At 69.6% G+C, this 20,307-nt stretch carries 19 protein-coding genes; 4 read left to right on the top strand and 15 right to left on the bottom strand.

The window, feature by feature from the left end:
* Positions 1 to 25: 25 nt before the first annotated feature.
* From AB663_RS04580 to argG, 4 genes are all read right to left on the bottom strand, one after another.
* Positions 26 to 2,209, bottom strand: a complete 2,184-nt coding sequence (locus AB663_RS04580; protein ID WP_067196231.1) for a YhgE/Pip domain-containing protein — start codon at positions 2,207 to 2,209, stop codon at positions 26 to 28.
* Positions 2,206 to 5,118 (bottom strand): YhgE/Pip domain-containing protein, encoded by a 2,913-nt coding sequence (locus AB663_RS04585; RefSeq protein WP_157540871.1) that lies wholly within the window; start codon positions 5,116 to 5,118, stop codon positions 2,206 to 2,208. The genes AB663_RS04580 and AB663_RS04585 overlap by 4 nt, the downstream gene beginning before the upstream one ends.
* 58 nt (positions 5,119 to 5,176) lie before the next feature.
* The gene (locus AB663_RS04590) at positions 5,177 to 5,797 is read right to left on the bottom strand and encodes a TetR/AcrR family transcriptional regulator (RefSeq protein WP_067196234.1); all 621 of its coding nucleotides are present in this window, start codon (positions 5,795 to 5,797) and stop codon (positions 5,177 to 5,179) included.
* Between the two features lie 231 nt (positions 5,798 to 6,028).
* A complete protein-coding gene (gene argG, locus AB663_RS04595) occupies positions 6,029 to 7,462 on the bottom strand; it encodes an argininosuccinate synthase (RefSeq protein ID WP_067196242.1) in 1,434 nt (477 codons plus the stop codon).
* Positions 7,463 to 7,664: 202 nt separating this feature from the next.
* On the opposite strand from argG, the gene AB663_RS04600 reads away from it, so the two are divergent.
* Positions 7,665 to 8,636 carry an acetylxylan esterase gene (locus tag AB663_RS04600; protein WP_067196244.1) on the top strand — a complete coding sequence of 324 codons (972 nt, stop codon included), beginning with the start codon at positions 7,665 to 7,667 and terminating at the stop codon, positions 8,634 to 8,636.
* Between the two features lie 3 nt (positions 8,637 to 8,639).
* On the opposite strand, the gene AB663_RS04605 is transcribed toward AB663_RS04600, so the two are convergent.
* Entirely contained in the window at positions 8,640 to 8,903 is a 264-nt protein-coding gene (locus AB663_RS04605) for a substrate-binding domain-containing protein (RefSeq protein ID WP_067196246.1), read from the bottom strand.
* Positions 8,848 to 9,339, bottom strand: a complete 492-nt coding sequence (locus AB663_RS04610; protein WP_067196247.1) for a LacI family transcriptional regulator — start codon at positions 9,337 to 9,339, stop codon at positions 8,848 to 8,850. The genes AB663_RS04605 and AB663_RS04610 overlap by 56 nt, the downstream gene beginning before the upstream one ends.
* On the opposite strand from AB663_RS04610, the gene AB663_RS04615 reads away from it, so the two are divergent.
* Complete coding sequence (locus AB663_RS04615; protein WP_067196248.1) at positions 9,302 to 9,580, top strand: hypothetical protein; 279 nt, start codon at positions 9,302 to 9,304, stop codon at positions 9,578 to 9,580. The genes AB663_RS04610 and AB663_RS04615 overlap by 38 nt on opposite strands.
* 111 nt (positions 9,581 to 9,691) lie before the next feature.
* Here AB663_RS04615 and AB663_RS04620 read toward each other — a convergent pair whose 3' ends face one another.
* From AB663_RS04620 to AB663_RS04660, 9 genes are all read right to left on the bottom strand, one after another.
* The gene (locus AB663_RS04620; RefSeq protein ID WP_067196250.1) at positions 9,692 to 10,849 is read right to left on the bottom strand and encodes a hypothetical protein; all 1,158 of its coding nucleotides are present in this window, start codon (positions 10,847 to 10,849) and stop codon (positions 9,692 to 9,694) included.
* The gene (locus tag AB663_RS04625; RefSeq protein WP_067196252.1) at positions 10,843 to 11,631 is read right to left on the bottom strand and encodes a tetratricopeptide repeat protein; all 789 of its coding nucleotides are present in this window, start codon (positions 11,629 to 11,631) and stop codon (positions 10,843 to 10,845) included. The genes AB663_RS04620 and AB663_RS04625 overlap by 7 nt, the downstream gene beginning before the upstream one ends.
* A complete protein-coding gene (locus tag AB663_RS04630) occupies positions 11,628 to 12,647 on the bottom strand; it encodes a vWA domain-containing protein (protein ID WP_067196254.1) in 1,020 nt (339 codons plus the stop codon). Before AB663_RS04630 ends, AB663_RS04625 begins: the two co-directional genes overlap by 4 nt.
* Positions 12,644 to 13,630, bottom strand: a complete 987-nt coding sequence (locus AB663_RS04635; protein ID WP_232304636.1) for a VWA domain-containing protein — start codon at positions 13,628 to 13,630, stop codon at positions 12,644 to 12,646. The genes AB663_RS04630 and AB663_RS04635 overlap by 4 nt, the downstream gene beginning before the upstream one ends.
* Positions 13,621 to 14,115: a hypothetical protein gene (locus tag AB663_RS04640; protein WP_067196260.1), complete on the bottom strand. Its 495-nt coding sequence runs from the start codon at positions 14,113 to 14,115 to the stop codon at positions 13,621 to 13,623. The genes AB663_RS04635 and AB663_RS04640 overlap by 10 nt, the downstream gene beginning before the upstream one ends.
* Positions 14,102 to 14,989: a DUF58 domain-containing protein gene (locus tag AB663_RS04645; RefSeq protein ID WP_067196262.1), complete on the bottom strand. Its 888-nt coding sequence runs from the start codon at positions 14,987 to 14,989 to the stop codon at positions 14,102 to 14,104. The genes AB663_RS04640 and AB663_RS04645 overlap by 14 nt, the downstream gene beginning before the upstream one ends.
* Before the next feature lie 8 nt (positions 14,990 to 14,997).
* Positions 14,998 to 16,182 (bottom strand): AAA family ATPase, encoded by a 1,185-nt coding sequence (locus AB663_RS04650; RefSeq protein ID WP_232304637.1) that lies wholly within the window; start codon positions 16,180 to 16,182, stop codon positions 14,998 to 15,000.
* Between the two features lie 128 nt (positions 16,183 to 16,310).
* Entirely contained in the window at positions 16,311 to 17,306 is a 996-nt protein-coding gene (locus tag AB663_RS17110; RefSeq protein WP_067196264.1) for a hypothetical protein, read from the bottom strand.
* A 74-nt stretch (positions 17,307 to 17,380) separates the two neighbouring features.
* Positions 17,381 to 18,091, bottom strand: coding sequence for a Pr6Pr family membrane protein (locus tag AB663_RS04660; RefSeq protein WP_067196266.1), 711 nt, complete (start codon positions 18,089 to 18,091; stop codon positions 17,381 to 17,383).
* A gap of 122 nt (positions 18,092 to 18,213) precedes the next feature.
* Between AB663_RS04660 and AB663_RS04665 the strand changes: the two genes are divergently transcribed.
* Complete coding sequence (locus tag AB663_RS04665; RefSeq protein ID WP_067196267.1) at positions 18,214 to 18,888, top strand: GntR family transcriptional regulator; 675 nt, start codon at positions 18,214 to 18,216, stop codon at positions 18,886 to 18,888.
* Positions 18,889 to 19,014: 126 nt separating this feature from the next.
* On the top strand, positions 19,015 to 20,301 hold the full coding sequence (locus AB663_RS04670; protein WP_067196268.1) for an adenylosuccinate synthase: 1,287 nt from the start codon (positions 19,015 to 19,017) through the stop codon (positions 20,299 to 20,301).
* Positions 20,302 to 20,307: the final 6 nt, after the last annotated feature.

Consider the following 20,307-nt stretch of genomic DNA (forward strand, 5'->3'; position numbering starts at 1 on the left):
CATACCCAGCGCGCCGCGGCGCGAATCACATGAGCTTGGTGGAGGCCAGGGCGCGCAGCAGCTTCTGGTTGAAGCCGATGAGCGGAAGGCGCAGCACGAGCCCCAGCAGCAGGGCCGGCACGATGAACGCGGCGAGCAGGCCGAGAGACACCCAGTAGTCGTTGTGATAGATGCCGGCGATCGCCGAGCGCATCGCATTGACCGCGTGGGTGGCGGGCAGGAACGGGCTGATGTTCTGGAACCACTGCGGGAGCACCTGCAGCGGGTACGCGCCGCCCGAACTGGAGATCTGCACCACGAGCAGCAGCACGGCCAGCGCCTTGCCGGCGTTGCCGAAGGTCACCACGAAGGTGTAGACGATCAGCGTGAACACGAGCGACATGACCCAGCCGGTCAGCAGGAGAAGGAACGGATGCTCCGGCTGGACCTGCGTGAACAGGAGGCTGCCGAGGCAGACCAGCGAGCTCTGCAGGAACCCGACCACCGCGAAGATGCCGAACCGGCCGAGGTAGGTCTGGTTGGGGGAGAGCGCGGGAAGCGGCGAGCCTTCGCCCTGCGGAGGATCCACCCGGATCGACACCGAGATCAGCAGCGCTCCGACCCAGAGGGCGAGCGTTGTGTACAGCGGCGTCATGGCGGCTCCGAAGCTGACGACGGAGTACACCGGAACCCGCTTCAGCTCGACGGGCTCGGCGAGATGCATCGCGAGGGCGTGCGGATTCGCGCCGATCACCTCGGTCAGCTCGCTGAGATCGCCGGTGTCGATGGCATTCGCCAGGGCGGCCGCGAGCTCGTCGAAGCGATCCGCCGTCTCGGTGAGCGACTCCGAGATCCCCGTCGTCAGCGATTCGGCGTTGCTCAGCGCGGTGCCGAGCGAGTCTGCTCCGGAGAGCGAATCGGCGACGGAATCGAGATCCGCGCCCAGCGAGTCGACGCTGCTGCCGATCGCGGCGAGCGTGTCCGCGAGGGCATCGAGCTTGGGCTTGAGGCTGTCGGTGTACGCCTTCCGTGCGTCCTCCACCGCCGTCTTGGCGCTCGCGACGAGCCCGGTGATCTCGGCGTGACGCGTCTGGATGTCGGCATCCGTCGCCGTCACATCCGCCGCAGCCGCCGCGAGGCCGTCGTGCAGCTCCTGCTGCCTCGCGATCGCTGCGTCGATCCGCGACACGGCCCGATCGAACTCGTCGAGAGTCGCCTCCGGTAGCTGCGGACGGACGTCGTTCACGAGAGTGTCGCGCAGCGCCTGGTACTGGTCGATCTGCGTCTGGACGCGTGTCGCCAGGGCCTCGATCGCGGCGGCGGAGTCGGTGGACTGGGTGCTCATCGCGGCGAACACGCCGTCGATGCTGTCGGCGACCGCCTGGTAGCTGTCGGCTGTCCCCGAGAGAGCGTTGCCGATCGTCGCGGCCGTCGAGCTGAGGACGTTCTTGAGCGACCCTGCCGCGTCCTTGCCCTGACCGAGCGCGCTCGTGGCGTCGTCGAGGGCGTCGCCGGATGCCGACACCAGCCCTGATGCGCTGTCCACAAGCGGTCGGCTCGACGCGATCAGAGACGTGAACATGTCGGCTGTCGCCGATGCCGAACGCATCTGCGAGGCCACCTGGGTGGCGTGCGTCTGCAGGCGGGACAGCATCGCGTGCGTGTCGGCGTCGTCGAGGTAGCCCGACAGCGAGGTGATGATGTTCATCCCCGCCTCGCTGAGGGTCTCGGTGAACATCTTGTTGATGCGCGAGGTGACCTCGCTTGCACCCTGCTCGGTGATCTTCGGCGCCAGCGCGTTCTTCTTCTCGTTCGTGTAGTACTCGATCGAGGTGCGCTCCGAGCCGTTCGAGTAGAACGTCATCATGTCGGCGCTGAACGTCGGCGGGAGCACGATCGCGGCGTAGTACTCGCCAGACTTCGCGCCCTCGATGGCCTTATCCTCCGAGGTGATCACCCAGTTCAGGTCGTCGTTCGCGCGCAGGGCCGAGAGCACCTGCTCGCCCACGTTCAGGCGGATCGGGACCAGATCACTCTGGTAGCCCTCGTCGGTGCTGGCGACGGCGACCGTCAGGTTCTTCGTGTTGTCGAAGGGGTTCCAGCTCGCGATCACGTTGAACCACGTGAACAGCGAGGGGATGACGACCAGACCGAACAGCACGATGACCGCCATGACGCTGCTGACGGCCCGTCGCAGGTCGAACCGGAAGACGCTCAGGATGTTCTTCACTTGCGCTCCTGCCCCTCCTGGGTGTCGTCGTCACGGGTGGCCGGGTGGTCTTCGGTCTCTCGGGTGTCTTCGAGCGGATCGCCGCCGCCGTCGGGGGCGCCGAGATCCTGCTCGTCTTCGCCGATCGGTGCGGTCGGCTCAGTCGGAGCGCTCGACTCTCTGGGCCCGTCCGGCTCGTCGACGGTCTCGGGCCGGACCCGCGCGTCCGGGTCGCCATCGTCGTCGTGGTCCGGGCCGAAGAGCTCTTCCAGCACGACGGTGTCGTCGCGCGGCTCGTCTTCGTCGGCATCCGTCCGCTCCAGAACCGCCGTGGGAGCGGCGGCGGCACCGGCCGCCGCGCCCGCACCGGCCGCCGTGGCGGGAAGCAGGAGAGCATCCTTGCCGTTCTCGACCGCGAGCTCGCGGCGCAGCTCGCTCTCGGGCATCGCGCCCACTTCGGCGGCCTGCTGAATGCTCTGCTTGGCGTACTCCAGAGTCACGAGGAACGCGATCAGGATAAGGCACCACAGGGCGCCCAGACCGAGCATCCCGGCCTTCGCGTCGGGCGCGAGCCAGGCTGCCAGGCCCAGGATCGCCATGACGCCGACGCCGACGATCAGGGTCAGTCGCAGCACGGTCGGGTAGCGGTCGGTGAAGCGCCGCGTGCGCTGCGCGACCTCGGCACGGTAGCCGTCGCCGTCGGTCAGAGCGCGGATGATCTCGGGGGTGCGGCGGCGGCCCGTGATCTGCACGTCCTCGCTCACGAACAGCTGGCTCTCAGCGAGACGGGTGTTGAAAAGCAGGGCGAAGTTGCCCAGACGGCGGCGCAGGAAGAGCCCGAGCACGAAGGCGAGCACGACGAAGATCGCCAGTGTGCCCATGAAGCGCCACCAGTGCCCGTCGTAGAAGCCGCTGATCGTCTCGCGCAGGGCGTCGATGCCGTAGGTGAACGGCAGGAACGGGTAGAGACCGCGGAAGAAGTCCGGCATCATCTCGATCGGATACAGGCCCGACGCGCCGGGGATCTGGAAGATCACGAGGAGGATGCACAGCCCCTTGCCGACTATGCCGAAGCACACCGACAGGGCGTAGATGATGCTGAGGTAGGCGAGTCCGATGAGCACACCGGTGCCGACGAACGCGAACGCATTGGCGGTCTGCACGCCGATGACGAGGTTGCCGACGGTGACGAGCACAGCCTGGCACACGGCGATCGCCGCGAGCAGCAGCCAGCGGCCGAGGTACGCCTGGCGCACCGTGACGCCCTCCACGCCCTCGGTGTCGACCTCGAGCCGCATGATCACCATGAGCACGAAGGCGCCGATCCACAGCGACAGGTTCGTGAACAGAGCGGCCATCGCCGAGCCGTACGCCTGGGTCGGGAAAAGGACATTCTCGTCGACCTCGACGGGAGAGGCCATGAACCGGGCGATCTGATCGGGATCCAATCCGCTGATCGTGCTGAGCCGATTCCAGATGTCGGCTGCGCTGAGAGCCAGGACATCGGTGCGCACGCCTCCGAGACCGGACTCCGCGGCGGCGAGGTTGCCATCGAGTGCCGTGAGCGCGGCGGTGGTCGACGTGAGCTGGGTCTTCAGTCCCGCGAGCAGGTTCTGCGCCTGGGTGAGCTGGGTGCGCTGCGAGCCGACGGCGGAGGAGAAGGCGTCGGCGCTGGATGACAGCACCGACATCGCATGGTTGAGCTCGGGCACGCTCTGTGTGAGCGCGTCACGGATGGCGCTTGCGGATGTCGAGGCGGAGCTGACGGCGGAGTCGATCGTGTCGGCGGAGGTCTTCACGGCGTCGATCGTGGTGGACACGTCGGTGTTGAGCTGTTTGAGCTGCTCGAGCACCTGGGCGTCGGCGTCGTTGCGCGCCTTCAAGGCGTCGATCGCGTCGCTGAGGCGCTGCGCGGCATCCGAGCCCGGTTCTGTGCCGTCGAGCACCTCCTGCAGCTCGTCGAGCGTCGTGGCATTGGCGGCGATCACGGCCGAGACGTCGTCGATCGCGGCGCCGACCGCGACGTTCGCCTGCTGCAGACTGGTCGACAGCGTCGTGATCGAGGTGTTCATCTTCGACGAGGCGTCGGCGAGCAGGGTGGCGCCCGAGACGTACGCCGACGTCACCTGATCGGTGAAGGAGAGCAGCTCCTGCTGGGCCTCGGCGGCGATTGCCTGGGCTTGCGCGACCGAGCTCTGCACGCCGGCGAGAGCGGTGTCGATGTCGCCCAGAGCGGCCGAAGCGCTGTCGAGTCCGGCCTGGGCGTTGCTCAGCCCGGTCTGCAGCTCGGTGATGCGCTCGCGTGCCGTCATGACCTTGCCGACGGCGTCGTCGAGTGCGGTGACCGTGTTGTCGCGCGCGTCGCCGAGGCGGTCTTCCGCTCCCTCTCCGGCGTCTTTCAGCTGCTCGGTCACGGCTTCCGCGACCGTCGACACGAAGGTGCTGTTGATCTGGGCGTCGAGGGTCGAGGCGCCGACGTCGGTGATCTTCGGAGCGATCGCGTTCGCCTTCTCGTTCACGAAGTACTTCAGCGACGGGCGGGTGAAATCGCCGGTCGTGATGCTGACGAAGTCGCGGCTGAAGTCCTCGGGGATGACGATCGCGGCATAGCTGCGTCCGCTGCGGACAGCATCCATCGCCTCGTCCTCGTCGACGAAATCCCAGCCGAGCTGGTCGTTCTTCTTAAGCTGGTCGACGAGCTCGCCGCCCACATCGATGTCGCCCGTGAGCTCGGAGGTGGCGCCCTCGTCATGATTGACGATCGCAACGCTGACGTGCTGCGTGTTCGAATACGGATCCCAGAACGCGATGATGTTGAACCACGCGTACAGGGAAGGAGTGACGATCACGCCGATGATGATGATCCACGCCTTGCTCACGCGGGCCAGACGGCGGACATCGCGCGTGAAGACGCTCAACGAGTTGTGCATCGTGCTCCGTTCGGCGCGTTCCTCGGCATGTCGAGTGTATGACCCGGTGCGAATCGTCTCATGAAGGCGTATCCGTCGCGACGATGCCTGCGTGTGCGGCCAGCAGCGCATCGACCTCGCGCCAGGAGAGCCCGGCGATGCTGAGGACGGCGCGCACGGCGAGATTCGACGCTCCTTCGGTCGCGGCATCCGTCCGGGCGATCGCCGTGCGGGCGGTCTCCTCGATCAGGCGGGCGAGCGTCGGGGCGGCGAGATCGCGCCGGAAGCTCCCGTCGTCCTGGCCACGCTCGACCAGGCCGGCAACCGCCCGGCGCAGCGGTGCGAGCGCGGCGGCGGTGTGCTCGACGTGCGCCTCGTCGAGGGCGAGGGCGGCGGCGACCTGCACGTGCGCGGCCTCCTCCCAGAGGCGAGAGGCGAGGCGGGCGAGCGCGAGCCGGGAGTCGTCGTCGGTCACCGATTCCGCGATCGCGTTGAAGCGCTGGGCACCGCTCGAGATGAGCTCGCGGATCAGGGCGTCGCGGTCGTCGAAGTGCCCGTACAGGGTGCGGCGGGAGAGGCCGGCGCTGCGTGCGATGACGTCGACGGAGGCGTGGGGGTCGCTCGCCAAAGTGGAGCGGGCGGCGGACAGGATGCCGGCGCGGTTCTCGACGGCGTCGCGGCGAGGTGCACGAGTGGTCATGCTTCCACGGTACTTATGATGCACACGCTTGTGCAAGATAACTCGGGGAGTTCACAGCATCCGCCCTCTCGTCGCTTCGCATCTGGGGGCCGACACGCCAGATCGGGGGACGGAATCGCGAGGAGGCCCCCCGATGTGGCGTGTCGCCCCCGATTCGGGGGGCGGGGAAGTCACTGGGAACGACGGAGGGGCGGATGCTGTGCAGCATCCGCCCCTCCGATAAGACAGCCGTCAGTCGGTGCCGGAGTCGAAGGCGGCACCCTCGGACGCCGTGTCGACGGCATCCGCCAGCTTCTCGTCGACCTCCTCGACTGAGCCCGTGATCTCGCCGGACTCGCCCGCAGTGACGCGTCCGACCAGTTCACCCGTCGCACCCCCGACCAGGCCGAGGCTCGCGTACTGCTCCAGGCGGGCGCGCGAGTCGGCGATGTCGAGGTTGCGCATGGTCAGCTGGCCGATGCGGTCGACCGGGCCGAAGGCCGCGTCGCCGACGCGCTCCATCGATAGCTTCTCGGGGCCGTAGGAGAGGTTCGGCGAGACGGTGTCGAGGATCGTCCAGTCGTCTCCGCGGCGCAGGCGGATCGTGACGGTGCCCGAGATCGTCGAGCCGACCCAGCGCTGGATGGACTCGCGCAGCATGAGCGACTGCGGCTCCAGCCAGCGTCCCTCGTACATGAGACGGCCGAGACGGCGGCCCTGCTCGTGATAGGTCGCGAGGGTGTCCTCGTTGAGGATGCCGTTGACGAGGCGCTCATAGGCGATGAACAGCAGCGCCATGCCAGGCGCCTCGTAGATGCCGCGCGACTTCGCCTCGATGATGCGGTTCTCGATCTGGTCGCTCATGCCGAGGCCGTGGCGACCGCCGATCGCGTTCGCCTCCATGACGAGGGCCACCGGGTCGCTGTACTCGGTGCCGTTGATGGCGACCGGACGACCGCCGTCGAAGGTCACGGTGACGTCTTCGGTCTCGATGGCGACCGACGGGTCCCAGAACTTCACGCCCATGATGGGGTCGACGGTCTCGAGCGACACGTCGAGGTGCTCCAGCGTCTTGGCCTCGTGCGTGGCGCCCCAGATGTTGGCGTCGGTGGAGTACGCCTTCTCGGCGGAGTCGCGGTACGGGAAGCCGTGGGCGACGAGCCACTCGCTCATCTCCTGGCGTCCGCCGAGCTCGCTGACGAAGTCGGCGTCGAGCCACGGCTTGTAGATGCGCAGGCGGGGGTTGGCGAGCAGGCCGTAGCGGTAGAACCGCTCGATGTCGTTGCCCTTGTAGGTGGAGCCGTCGCCCCAGATGTCGACGCCGTCTTCCTTCATCGCCCGCACGAGCAGCGTGCCGGTGACGGCGCGGCCGAGGGGGGTGGTGTTGAAGTAGGTCTTGCCGCCCGAGCGGATGTGGAACGCGCCGCAGGAGAGGGCGACGAAGCCCTCTTCGACCAGGGCGGTCTTGCAGTCGATGAGGCGCGATGCCTCGGCGCCGTACTCCAGCGCGCGACCCGGGATCGACGCGATGTCGTCTTCGTCGTACTGCCCGAGGTCGCCGGTGTAGGTGAACGGCACGGCGCCCTTGTCGCGCATCCACGCGACGGCGACGGAGGTGTCGAGTCCTCCGGAGAAGGCGATGCCGACGCGCTCGCCGACGGGCAGTGACTGAAGGACCTTGGACATGCTCCCCAGTCTATCGGCGGCGTGTCGGCTGTTTCGGCGGTGCCAGGCGGGACGACGGGTGCGGCGTGCCGGGATCGGGAACACCGCCCCAGATCAGGACGGATGCCGCGCGCATCCTGTTCTCGGCCGTTCGCCTGTTCCCGGCGGACGGCGTCCTGCAATAGCGTGTTCCTGACCCGCCGCAACGACCTGGAGCACCCCCATGCCTCGATTCGACCTGTCACCCGCCGAGCTGCGCGAGTACCGACCCGACGTCGCCGAGCCCGCCGACTTCGACGCGTTCTGGCAGCGCACCCTCGCCGAGTCGCGTGCGCTCGCGGCGCCGACGACGCGGACGCCGGTCGACGGCCCGCTGACGCTCGTCGATGTGTACGACCTCGAGTTCAGCGGCTTCGGCGGAGACCGGGTGCGCGGATGGCTCGTCGTGCCCGCGGGCGCGCAGGGGCCGCTGCCGACGGTCATCGAGTACAACGGCTACGGCGGTGGCCGCGGCCTCCCGCACGAGCGCCTCGGCTGGGCGGCATCCGGTTACGCGTGGGCGTTCATGGACACGCGCGGACAGGGCAGCGTCTGGGGGACGGGCGGATCGACGCCCGACCCGCACGGTGCCGGCCCCGCGGTGCCCGGGTTCATGACCCGCGGCATCCTCGACCCCGAGGAGTACTACTACCGGCGTGTGATGACGGATGCCGCGCTCTTCGTCGACGCCGTGCGCGGCCTGCCCGAAGTCGATGCCGCGCGCGTCGCGGTCACCGGCGGCAGCCAGGGCGGCGGGCTCGCGATCGCCGCCGCCGGACTGAGCGAGGGACTCGTCGGCGTCATGCCCGATGTGCCGTTCCTCTGCCACTTCGAGCGCGCGGTCGGGCTCACCGACTCCGACCCGTACCAGGAGATCGTGCGTTACCTGTCGGTGCATCGGGATGCCGTCGAGCCGGTGTTCCGCACGCTGTCGTACTTCGACGGCGTGAACTTCGCAGCGCGAGCATCCGCTCCCGCCCTCTATTCGGTGGCCCTGATGGACCAGGTCTGCCCTCCGTCGACCGTGTACGCGGCGGCCAACCGTCACCGCGGCGGCGCGGAGGTGGTGGCGTACCCGTTCAACCAGCACGAGGGCGGACTGGGCGTGCACTGGCAGCGTCAGGCGGCGTGGCTCGCCGAGCGCCTCGCGGTCTGAGCGCTAGCCGCGGCGCGCCGGTCCCATCGACTCGCGCACGATGAGACTCGGGGTCGAGTCCAAGTGCCCAGCGGGCTGGGCGCCGCCGAGCACCTCGAACAGCCTGCGTGCCGCATGCGCTCCGAACGCGACCACGTCGTGGCTGAGGGCGGAGAGGCGCGGCGCGGTGTGGCGGCAGATGAGCGAGTCGTCCCACGCGATGATCGAGACGTCATCCGGGCAGCGCACGCCCGAGCGCTGCAGGGCACCGAGGGCTGCGATCGCCATGATGTCGTTGTCGTACACGAAGGCCGTGGGGGGCATCCGGCCGGCGCAGCGCCTCTTCGGTCACCGCCACGCCCTGCTCGGGCGAGTAGTCCGTCCGCAGCAGCAGGCCCTCGCAGCCGAGGGCTGCCGTCTCCTCGCGGAACGCCGCGTCGCGGATCTGGGTGTGCGCGAGGCCAGGGAGCCCGGCGACGCGGGCGATGCGCCGGTGCCCCAGCTCCGCGAGCGCGCGCACGGCTTCGCGCATGGCTTCGGCGTCGTCGGTCCACACCGTCGTGAGCCCCGGCGCGGCCGAGGGGTCGGCCACGGCCACCGTCGCGAACTCCGGATGCTCGGTGAAATAGGCGGTGCGCGGATCGTCGACGCGGAGATCGACGAGCAGGGCGCCGTCGACGCGATGGGTGAGCTGGACCGGCGCGCTCGATCTGAGCGGTCGCACCGAGGTCCTGCTCGACGTCTCGTCGACGACCGGCTTCGACGCCAAGGCCGCGCTGCAGCTCGGCCCGGACTGGACGTGGTGCGAGACCGCTCAGGCCGGCTGGACGAGCACTCCGGGCATCGCGGCGATCGATCTGACCACGCTGAGCCCCGAGTGCCAGGCGATGCTCGGCCAGGTGCGCGGCATCAACGTCTACCTGAACCAGGGGCACCACGTGCTGGAGTCCATCGGCGCTCAGTGATCTCCGAGCCGGGCGCGTCCGCGCACAACGGGCCACGACGACCGCGGGTCGCCGAGGGCGCGTCCGGCTCACTCGACGGGCGTCGGTCTCCTGGCGCCCGTCGACCGCGGTTCAGTAGAACCCCGGATACTCCTTGAGCTTCTCCTGGAACGCCGCCCGGTCGGCCTCGCTGAGCACGCCGCTCGCGAGCACGACGATCTGCAGCCCTTCGAGCGGCTCTCCCGTGCGCGCGTTCTGCGCCTCGCGGGCGCTGCGGAAGCCGTCGTCGCCGTTCGACAGGTCGTAGATGTCGGCGTAGAAGCGCAGCGGGTCGGGATAGTCCTCGGTGTACCACTCCCACGTGTGCTGCGTGCGCGGATCGTCGCTGCCGTAGAGCTTCGCGATCATCGACGGGTCGATCCCCGACACGGTGGGGTCGTTGAAGGCGTACAGCGAGTACAGCCCGTGTTCGGCGACCACCTCGTCGATGACATCCATGACGGCGAGCTTGCGCTGATAGTCGTTGATCGGCTCCGTCGTGGCCCAGCCGGTCGACGTGTACTCGATGAGCATGGACTCGCCGCCGTAGCCGTTGCGCTCCGGGCGCAGGTCTTCGTCTCCCACCTGCACCCAGTCGTACCCGAACTCCGCGGTCACGCGTTCGCGGATGTCGGCGAACAGGCCCTCGGCATCCGCTCTGACCTCTTCGAGCGACGGCTGGTCGAGGGCGTCCTGCGGATTCTGCCCCTTGATGCCGGGGTACGCCTCCTCGTGCTTCTGCTTGTCGGACTTCATGCCGGTGTAGCTGCCGGATGCCGACGTCTGCAGGGCGCTGAGGCCGCCGACCGTCGCGACGTTGAAGACGAGGGTCACCGCGAGGGCGATCCCGCCGAGCATCCGTCCTCGCGGCGACACAATGGCGGCGATCACGAGGGCCACGACCACGAGCTGCAGAGCGAGCATCGTCACGCCGTACAGCACGTCGGTGCCTCCCGCGACGAGAGTGCCCAGCAGCACGAGCGCGAACAGCCCGGCCACGCCGAGCACGACACGGCTGAACACGCTCGACGGCTGCCTCTGCGCGCTCTCGTCGACGGCGATCGTCTGCACACCGGGCAGCCCGGCTCCGGCGGCACCGCCGGCCGCGCCCGCCGCACCTCCCGCCGCGCGCGGAGCAGGGGCCGGCTGCTGACGACGCGCCCCGCGGTAGCCCCCCGGTGGCGGCAGGGGAGGCGCGCCCTCGGTGCCGGCGAGGTAGCGCTGGCGCTGCTTCTCCCGATCCATCACCATGGCTTGTCCGTTCCCGAGCCCCCGGGCTCGTCGCCGCCCTGCTGCTGATCGCGCTCCTGCGTGCCCTGCTCCAGCTTGTCCTTGAGGTCGTCGAGCTTGTCCTCCGACGGCTGCGGCTCCTGCTGCTGCGGCTCCTGCTCCTGCGGCTGCGAGGGCTCCTGCGGCTGCTGCTGCTCCTGCTGCTTCTGCTTGAGACGGTCCTCGAGGTCGTCTGTGGTCTTCTGCATGTCGCGCTCCGGATCCGACGACTGCTTCTGCGCTTCCTCGCTGTCGCACTCGGGGGGCATCTCGGCGGTGACGGTGAGCGCCTCGCCGTACAGCTCGGCCGCCTTCTCGCCGTCGCCGTCTGCGCGTGCGGCGTCGCCCATCCGCTCGATCACGAGGGCGAGGTTGATCCGCACACCGCACACCTCGAGTCCGTGCGCGAGATCGAGAGCCTTCTCGAGCTCGGCCCTGGCCTCGGGCAGCTTCTCTGCGCCGGCCAGCGCGGTGCCGACGTTGAAGGGCGCCTTGTACGGCTCGAACCAGTTCAGGAACTCCTGCCCGTGCGCCGAGGCCTCGGAACCTGCGTAGTCGTCGACGACGTACGCCGAGACTGCCTGATGCGCGAACGCGTACATGCTGAGGATCTTGCCCACCACGAGCAGCCCGAACAGCGTGACCGGCAGCGTGCCGATCGCGATCCAGAACCGGATGCGTCGCCGGCGCCGGTTCGACGCGAGCAGGGCGGATGCCGCGGCCGCGGCATCCGTGACCGCCGGCGCGTCCGTGGTGGTGGTCATGATCCCCCTCCGGGCATCGTGCGGCGGTCGGGCCGGAGCAGCCTCAGCCGGGCGATGAGCATCGTGGCGCGCGCCAGTTCGACACCGAGCAGAGCTGCCACGAGCAGGGCCGCGATCCAGTACAGCTCCGTGACGTTGCCCACCTCGCCCGACTCCGCGTAGGACGTCGTCGTCGACGGCGCGTCGGGCAACTCGACGCGGGAGTCCGCGGAGCGATGCTGGTACGGCACGCCGAGCTCATCGGCGATCGCCTGCAGGTTCTTCTCGTCGATGAACGACAGAGCCTTCTCGCCCTGGTACTCGATGTACTCCCCCGACCCGGCTCCCGTCTCCGACACGTCGCCCGAGGTGAGCCGCATGGGCGCGCCCTCGTCGGTGCCGTACCCGAAGACGGCGCCCGCATCCGTGAGTTTCGCGCTGCTGCTGAACGACTCGGGCTGCGTGCTCACCGTCTGCTCTCCGTCGCCGAAGTAGTAGACCATGCGCGAGCGGTCGGGTGACGACTTCGCAGCCGAGGCGAGGGTGTCGGACAGCAGCTTGTTGGCGATCCCGATGGAGCTGCCGTGCGACCTGCTCGTCACCTCGGGGCGCAGCACCTCGAGCGACGAGATCAGTGCCGTCGTGTCGGTCGTCAGCGGCATCCGGAGATCGGCCGACGCCGCGAAGGTGATGAGCGCGAAGCGCGCGCCGGGGTACTCCTCGACGATCGACCGGATGTCGTCGCGGACCCCGTCGAGGCGCGGTTCGTCGCCGTTCCAGTCCTCCGCGACGATGCTCGCCGTCGTGTCGACCACGAGCACGATGTCGGTGTCGGTCGCGAGCGTGCGGGCGGCTCCGCCCGGGATGCCGGGACGCAGCAGCATGACGAAGCACGCGAGCAGCATGACCAGTCGCATCACCCACAGGCCCTTGAGGCCGCCGGTGGGCGCCTTCACCAGCGCCATGACGCCGAGCGCGGCGACCGGCGCGAAGAAGAGCAGGAGGAGGAAGACGTTGAGCACGGGCTGGAGGATCACAGCTTCACCCTCCAGAGCACGACCACGAACGACAGCATCGCGATCATCAGCACCACGATCCACAGGTTCGGGTTGTCGCTCCACACGACCCGTGCCTGTCCCTTGAGCTCGGTGGCCTCCTGCTTCTGCACTTCGGCGACGATGTCGCCCACGGTCGTCGTGTCGCGCAGGCCGTAGGCAGCGCCGCCTGTGGTCTCGGCTGCCGCGGCGAGCTGCGCGCTCACATCTGCGTCCTTGCCCTGCACCGGGTTGAGGGCGAACACCCGCACGCCGACCGACTTCGCGTATCCGGCGGCCTCTTCGAGCGTGACGATCGAGGCGCCGTTGACCTCGTTGTCGGTGGCGAAGATGATCGAGCGCGATCGTTCGTCGTCGGGGTGGTCGAAGGCCATGGTGCACGCGGCGAGGCCGTCGCCGATGAGCGAGGCCCCGTCGCCGTTGAGGGTCCCCACCCAGTGCTCCGGGATCTCGTCGACGTAGTCGAAGCTCTCGCGGATGCTCTGGAGGTGCTCCTGCACGAAGGGGTAGTCGTCGGTGAGGGGGAAGATCTGCACGGGCGAGCTGTTGAAGATCGTAAGCCCGATGCGTTCGCCCTTGAAGCTCTCGAGCAGTTCCTCGAACACGCTCAGCACCTCGACGTCGACCTCGCTCATGGAGCCCGAGACGTCGAGACACAGCATGATGTCGCGGCTGGTGTTGACGGGCTGGATGGTCTGCGACGTCTGGGGCCGGGCTGCCACAGCGCCGGCCGCCATCGTCGCCACCGCGCCCAGCGCGAGGATGCCGGTGAGCGCGAGCACTCTCCGGCGCAGCGCTGAGCGGAAGGTCGGAAGGGCCCGCAGCCGTTCGGCACGGGCGATGCGCGCCCGCTCTCCTGCTGCCGTGCGCGGGCGCCCGCGCAGCCCCAGCAGGAGGCCGATCCCGACGGCCACCACGACCACGCCCGCCGCCACGAGCAGCATCCACCAGAACGCTAGTGCCATGTGCGCACCACCGTCCTGGCGGCCTCGGCCCCGGCGATCGGGTCGATGGCGGGGCCCTGCCGGAAGATGCTGGGGTAGTAGTGGCGCCCGATCGCGTCGATGAGCGCCGGGTGCACGCCGCGGGCGACGAGGTCGTCGAGCGCGAGCACGGGAGCCTCCAGGCCGCTGTACTCGTTGACGAACGTGCGCACGACCTTGCTCAGCTCGTAGTTGGCGTTGCGGGCGCTCAGGCGCCGATCGCGGTAGTCCTGCTCGATGAGGCCGATGCGCTCCAGGTACTCCAGCCGCAGCTGCGACAGCACGTCCATGGTCTGCAGCGGCTGTGCGCCGGACGCGGGGTCGTACACCGTGACGCTGCGGCGGGGGCGCGTGAGCGCGATCACGATCCATGCCGCCGCCACGAGCAGCACGATGATGCCGAAGGCGAGCAGCATCCACCATCCGCTGTACTGCGCCGGTGGATAGAGGTCGTCAGAGCCGGGCATGCGACCTCCGGTTCAGCAGCTGCAGCAGCTGCGTGACGGCGTCGTCCTGTCCGTCGAGCACGCCGTGGCTGATCTCCAGGCGCGTCAGGACGTCGGCCAGCCGCGCGGCATCCGCTTCGGACTGGGCGGTCAGCTCCCGCACGATGTCGGCGTCGCCCTGCACGAAGTCGGGCACGTCCCACATCGTGTCGACGTCGGTGCGGATGCCGGACGCGGCGTGGTCGAGCACCACATCGGCATCGCGGATCGTGAGCCACACGACGTCGTGCTGCACGCGGAGGCGGCGCAGCATCCGTTCCGTCTCGGCCGTCACGGGGGCCTCGTCGGTCACGATGACGACGATCATGCGTCGCGAGATCGTGCGGGTGATGAACGAGAGCAGCGTGTCGCGGTCGCTGGGCGCCGTGCTCTCGTCGATGGCGCTGTCGATGGTGCGCAGCGCGTGCTCGAGTGCCCCCTCGCTGCGTGCGGGGGCGAGGCGCCTGGCCCCGGACGCGTCGCCATAGACGACGGTGAAGTCGTCGCCGTGGCGCAGCGTGAGAACGCCCAGCACCCCGGTCGCGAGGATCGCGAGCTCCTTCTTCGGTCGTTCGTCGTGCGCGAGAGCCCCCATCGACCTGCCCGTGTCGACGGCGAAGAGGATGGTGTGCATGCGCGTGGCCCTGTGCCGCTTGACCAACGGCGTTCCCATGCGTGCCGTCGCGCGCCAGTCGATGTCGCGCACCTGGTCGCCGTACTCGTACTTGCGCAGGTCTTCGAAGTCGAACCCCGCACCGTGCAGCAGCGACGCGTACGCGCCGTCGAGGGCGTGCAGCGACTTGCGCGACGAGTGGATGAAGAGCTTGCTCTTGACCCGGGTGATCAGGCTGGGCATGCGGGCTCTCAGGGGGTCGGCACGGCGGCGAAGATCTGGTCGATGATCTCCTCGCTGCGGATGCCTTCGGCGTCGGCCTCGAACGTCAGCAGCACACGGTGCCGCAGCACGAGGTGACGGAGCGAGCGGATGTCCTCCGGCAGCACGTGCGCGCGGCCGTTGAGCAGGGCGAGGGCGCGCGAGGCCTGCAGGAACGCGATGCTCGCCCGCGGGCTCGCGCCGTACTTGATGTAGCGGGCGCGCTCCTCGCCGATGTACGGCGCGGGGTTCCGCGTGACGTAGGTGAGCGACACGATGTAGTTCCGCACGGCGGGGTCGACGTAGATGCGGCTCGCCACGTCCTGCAGCAGCCGCACGTCGTCGAGCGTCACGGCGCTGGAGACGTGGCGGTCGGGGTCGAGCACGCCGGAGTCGATGCGCCCGAGGATCTCGAACTCCTCGGCAGGGCTCGGGTACTCCACGATCTCCTTGAGCAGGAAGCGGTCCATCTGCGCCTCGGGGAGCTCGTAGGTGCCCTCCTGCTCGATGGGGTTCTGCGTCGCGATCACGAGGAACGGCTTCGGCAGCGGGTGGATCTCTCCGCCGATCGTGGTCTGGTGCTCCTGCATCGCCTCGAGCATGGCGCTCTGCGTCTTCGCGCTGGAGCGGTTGATCTCGTCGAGCAGCACGAAGTTGGCGTGCACCGGGCCGAGCACGGTGCGGAACGAGCCCGTCGCCGCGTCGTAGATCTGGTTGCCGGTGATGTCGCTCGGCAGCAGGTCCGGTGTGCACTGGATGCGCTTGAAGCGGGCCTTCACCGTGTCGGCGAGCGTGCTGGCGGCGGTGGTCTTGGCGAGGCCGGGGACGCTCTCGAGCAGGATGTGACCGCCGGCGATCAGCGCGATGAGCAGGCTCATGCGCAGCCGCCCCTGGCCCACCATCTTCGCCGAGTAGGCGTCGGAGACGACCTTGAGCACGGCGCCGGCACGTGCGAGTTCGGCCTCGGTCGGCGCGCTCTTGGCGCCGCCGCCGGGGGTAGGAGCCGTGCCGGCCGGGGCGGCGGGCCGCGGCGTGGCTGCTGATGCGGCGGGCGGCGCCGGAGCGGGCGGCGGCGCGACCGGCGTCGTCGCGCCGGCAGGCGTCGCGAGCGAGGGGGGAGCGGGAGGCGGTGGGGCCGACGGCGCGGAAGGGCCGGGCGCGTAGGGGTCGTTCATGGCAGTCTCCTCGTTCGCACGGGGACACGACGGCGATCCCCCGCGGTCCAGCGTAACGGCACGGGGTCGCCGTCGTCCCTGGGGAGAACTCCCCATCGGCCGAGGGTTTGCAGGGAATCCCGGTCGGCTCAGAGGGAGTCGCGCGGGGCCTCGATGGCGGCTCCGGCGGTGCCGTCCGTGTACGCGACCCGGATCGTCGGGTTCGACAGTCCCAGGTCGACGAGCGATCTGCCCACGGTGGCCGTCGCGCGTCCTGCGGCGTCGAAGGTCACGGACCTGACGCTCCTGCCTCCGTAGGTGACGGATGCCGTGGCACCGGGCTGACCGGTCAGCGACAGCGTGTAACTGCCGATGAGCTTGATGCCGAGGACCTCGACGAAGTCGCTTGTCAGCCCGGCGAAGCCGAGGGGTGCAGGGGCCGTCGCCGGATCGGTGGGCGCCGGGGTGCCGGGTGCCGGAGTGCCCGGCGCGGGAGTTCCGGGCGAGGGCGTACCGGGCGAGGGCGTACCGGGTGCCGGAGTGCCCGGTGCGGGAGTTCCCGGCGCGGGGGTTCCGGGCGCCGGAGTGCCGGTGCCGGGCGCGGGGGTGCCGGGGTTCGTCGGCGCCGATGGTCCGGGGGTCGGTGCCGGCGTTTCGGGTGCGGGGGCGGTCGTGCCGGGCTCACCGGGGTGCGGGGCGGATGCTCCCGGCGTCGCCGGCTCGTCGCCGGTGCGTTCCTCCGGGTCGTCGGTCGAGGCCGCCGGCGGGCGCGACGCGTCGTGCACCCGCGTGTCGCCGGGGGAGCCGGGCGGGTCGGCGACGGGCCGCTCGCCCGAAGGGACCCGTGCGCCGGGTGTCGGGTCGACGCGGTCGGCGTACGTGGTGACGGGCTCTTGCGCGAGCGCGCCGGGGTCGGCTGTTCCGGACGTGGCGATCCCGAACGCGATGAGGCCTCCGCCGACGAGGGCGGAGCCGAGAGCGAGGATCTTGCGTCCGCGCGACCATCCCGTCACCGCTGCGTGCACGCGGGCGACGGTGCCGGCCGCGGGAAGTGCGCCGGACCCGGCATCCGCCGTGGTCGCGCGCCGATCACCGGGCTCCGGTGCGCCGTGCTCCGGAGCGGGCCCCTCCTGCCCGTCGTGCATCGCTGACCGCCGATCTGTTCCCCGCGTGCTGATCCGCGCGGGCGTGCGGCTAATATATCGGGATTCCCGGGTGCCTATGCCGGGATCCGATGTGGATCGCGCACTCCGCGCCGTCTGCCCGCCCACACGACGGCGGCCGCGACCCCGATGATCACCGCGGCGATCACGACGACGTAGACCGCGACGGTGCCATAGCTCGCGCCCGGCCGGTGAGGGTCGAGGAACGGATACGGATACCACCACGGGTCGCCCGTGGCTGGAGCGATCACCGTCCCCGCGCGCACGAGCGTGTACACCACCCACGCGACCGGGAAGATCGCCGCGACGCCCACCGCACCCCAGCCGAGTGCCCTGCGCCTCGGCGCCAGCACGGCATCCGCGAGCATCACCAGCGGGATCACGACGTGCAGCACCTCGTTCGACCACGGCACCGTCGCGCCTTGCGGCAGCTCGATCCCGCGGAGCAGCACGTTGTAGACCACGCCCGTGACGATCATGTAGGTGCTCGCGCACATCAGCAGCACGGCGAGCCATCGCGGCTCCGGCGTCTGCTCGTCCCGGGTGCGCAGAGCCCACACGGCGCCGGTCGCGAGTGCCACGGCGGCGATCACGTTCGACTCGATCGTGAAGAAGCTGAAGAAGTTCGCCACCACCGTCGGAATGTGCCCGCCCCAGGGTGTCTCGGATCGCAGGGCGATGTCGAGAGTGCGGATCAGCTGGGCGGCGATCGCCGCCACCGCCAGTGCGGATGCCGCCAGCCGTGCGTATGGCCACCAGGTCGTCATCGGTCCTCCGACGCCACTGTATCGGGATGCCGGTCAGGGAACGTCAAGCGGGCCCGCGTATCATCGGCGGGCGCATCGCCTGGGGAGGCGAGTGCTCGATTCCGACTGGGGGAAGGCAACCGATGACCGATCCGCAGGCCTCGCTGGGGAAGCGCCTCGCACCACTCACCATCGACGGCGCGCCGCTCGCCGAGAAGGTGTTCGACATCGTCGGCGACGCGATCGCGACCGGCGTGCTGCCACCGGGGGAGCGCGTGAACGACAAGGAGATCGCCTCGGCGCTCGGGGTCTCGCGAACCCCGGTGCGAGAGGCCCTGCAGCGCCTCACCTGGGTGGGCCTCATCGAGACGGCGCCCAGCCGGTACACGCGCGTCACCGCCGTCACGGAGGAGGCGGTCGCCAGCACCCTGGAATACGCCGGAATGCAGGCATCCGTCGCCCTGCGGCTCGCGATGCGGCGCATGGACGCGGCGGAGCTCGACGGCGCCCTGGTGCTGCTCGACGAGATGATCGTGCAGGCGGAGGCGGGCGAGTCGCGTGCGCTGCTGCGCGCCTCGCAGGAGTTCCTCGGCTACCTCGTGGCACGCTCGGGCAACCCTGTGTTCATGCGGGTGATGAAGGAGGCCGACCTGCTCGTGTCGCGCAACCTCCGCCACCTGCGCCAGCTGCCCGAGTCGGCCAAGCTCCGTACCGACGCATTCCGTCATCTGCGCGAGGCGATGCTCGCGGGCGATGCGGATGCCGCCGAGCACTGGTTCCGCGCACAGCACGGGGTCGGCGTCGACCTCGCGCTCTGACTGCGGCGGCGCCCCCGGACGGGCGCTCCCGGACGGGCGCTGTCGGACCCTTCGATAGGATGGAGGCGCCCGACAAGGGCCAGCTCATCGGCCGGTGCAAACCCGGCGAAAGCAAGGGGGTCTCCCATGCCAGGAATCGTGATCGTCGGCGTCCAGTGGGGCGATGAGGGCAAGGGGAAGGCCACCGACCTGCTCGGCGAGCGCACCGACTGGGTCGTCAAGTTCAACGGCGGCAACAACGCCGGCCACACGGTCGTCGTCGGCGACGAGAAGTACGCGCTGCACCTGCTCCCGTCCGGCATCCTGTCCCCCGGGGTCAACCCGGTCATCGGCAACGGCGTCGTCATCGACCTCGAGGTGCTGTTCAGCGAGCTCGAGGCCCTCGGCGCCCGCGGCATCGACGTGTCGCGCCTGCGGGTGAGCGCCAACGCGCACATCATCACGCAGTACCACCGCACGCTCGACAAGGTCACCGAGCGCTTCCTCGGCAAGCGCAACATCGGCACCACCGGCCGCGGCATCGGACCGGCATACGCCGACAAGATCAACCGCGTCGGCATCCGTGTGCAGGACCTGTTCGACGAGAACATCCTGCGCCAGAAGGTCGAGGGCGCCCTCGACCAGAAGAACCACCTGCTGGTGAAGGTGTTCAACCGCCGCGCGGTGACGGTCGACGAGATCGTCGACGAGCTGCTGTCCTACGCCGACCGCCTCCGCCCGATGGTCGCCGACACCGGCTACCTCATCGCGCAGGCGCTGGAGCGCGGCGAGGTCGTCGTGTTCGAGGGCGGCCAGGCCACCATGCTCGACATCGACCACGGCACCTATCCCTTCGTGACCTCATCGTCGGCGACCGCAGGCGGCGCGTCGACCGGTTCGGGCATCGGCCCCGGAGCGCTCGACCGCATCGTCGGCATCGTCAAGGCGTACACGACGCGCGTCGGGTCCGGGCCCTTCCCCACCGAGCTCTTCGACGAGCAGGGCGAGTGGCTGCGCAAGCAGGGCTTCGAGTTCGGCACGACCACGGGGCGTCCGCGCCGCGTCGGCTGGTACGACGCCCCGATCACGCGCTACGCGACCCGCATCAACGGCATCACCGATCTCGTGCTCACCAAGCTCGACATCCTCACCGGGCTCGAGCAGATCCCGGTGTGCGTGGCCTACGACGTCGACGGCGTGCGCTTCGACGAGGTCCCCGTCAACCAGACCGACTTCCACCACGCCAAGCCGATCCTCGAGTACTTCCCCGGCTGGAGCGAGGACATCTCCTCGGCCCGCACCTTCGACGAGCTGCCGCAGAACGCACAGGACTATGTGCTCGCGCTCGAGGAGATGAGCAACACGCGCATCTCGGTGATCGGCATCGGGCCGGAGCGCGATCAGGTGATCGTGCGTCACGACCTGCTCGACTGAGCCGCG

Origin of the sequence: Microbacterium sp. XT11, assembly GCF_001513675.1 — a bacterium.
Lineage (GTDB): Bacteria > Actinomycetota > Actinomycetes > Actinomycetales > Microbacteriaceae > Microbacterium.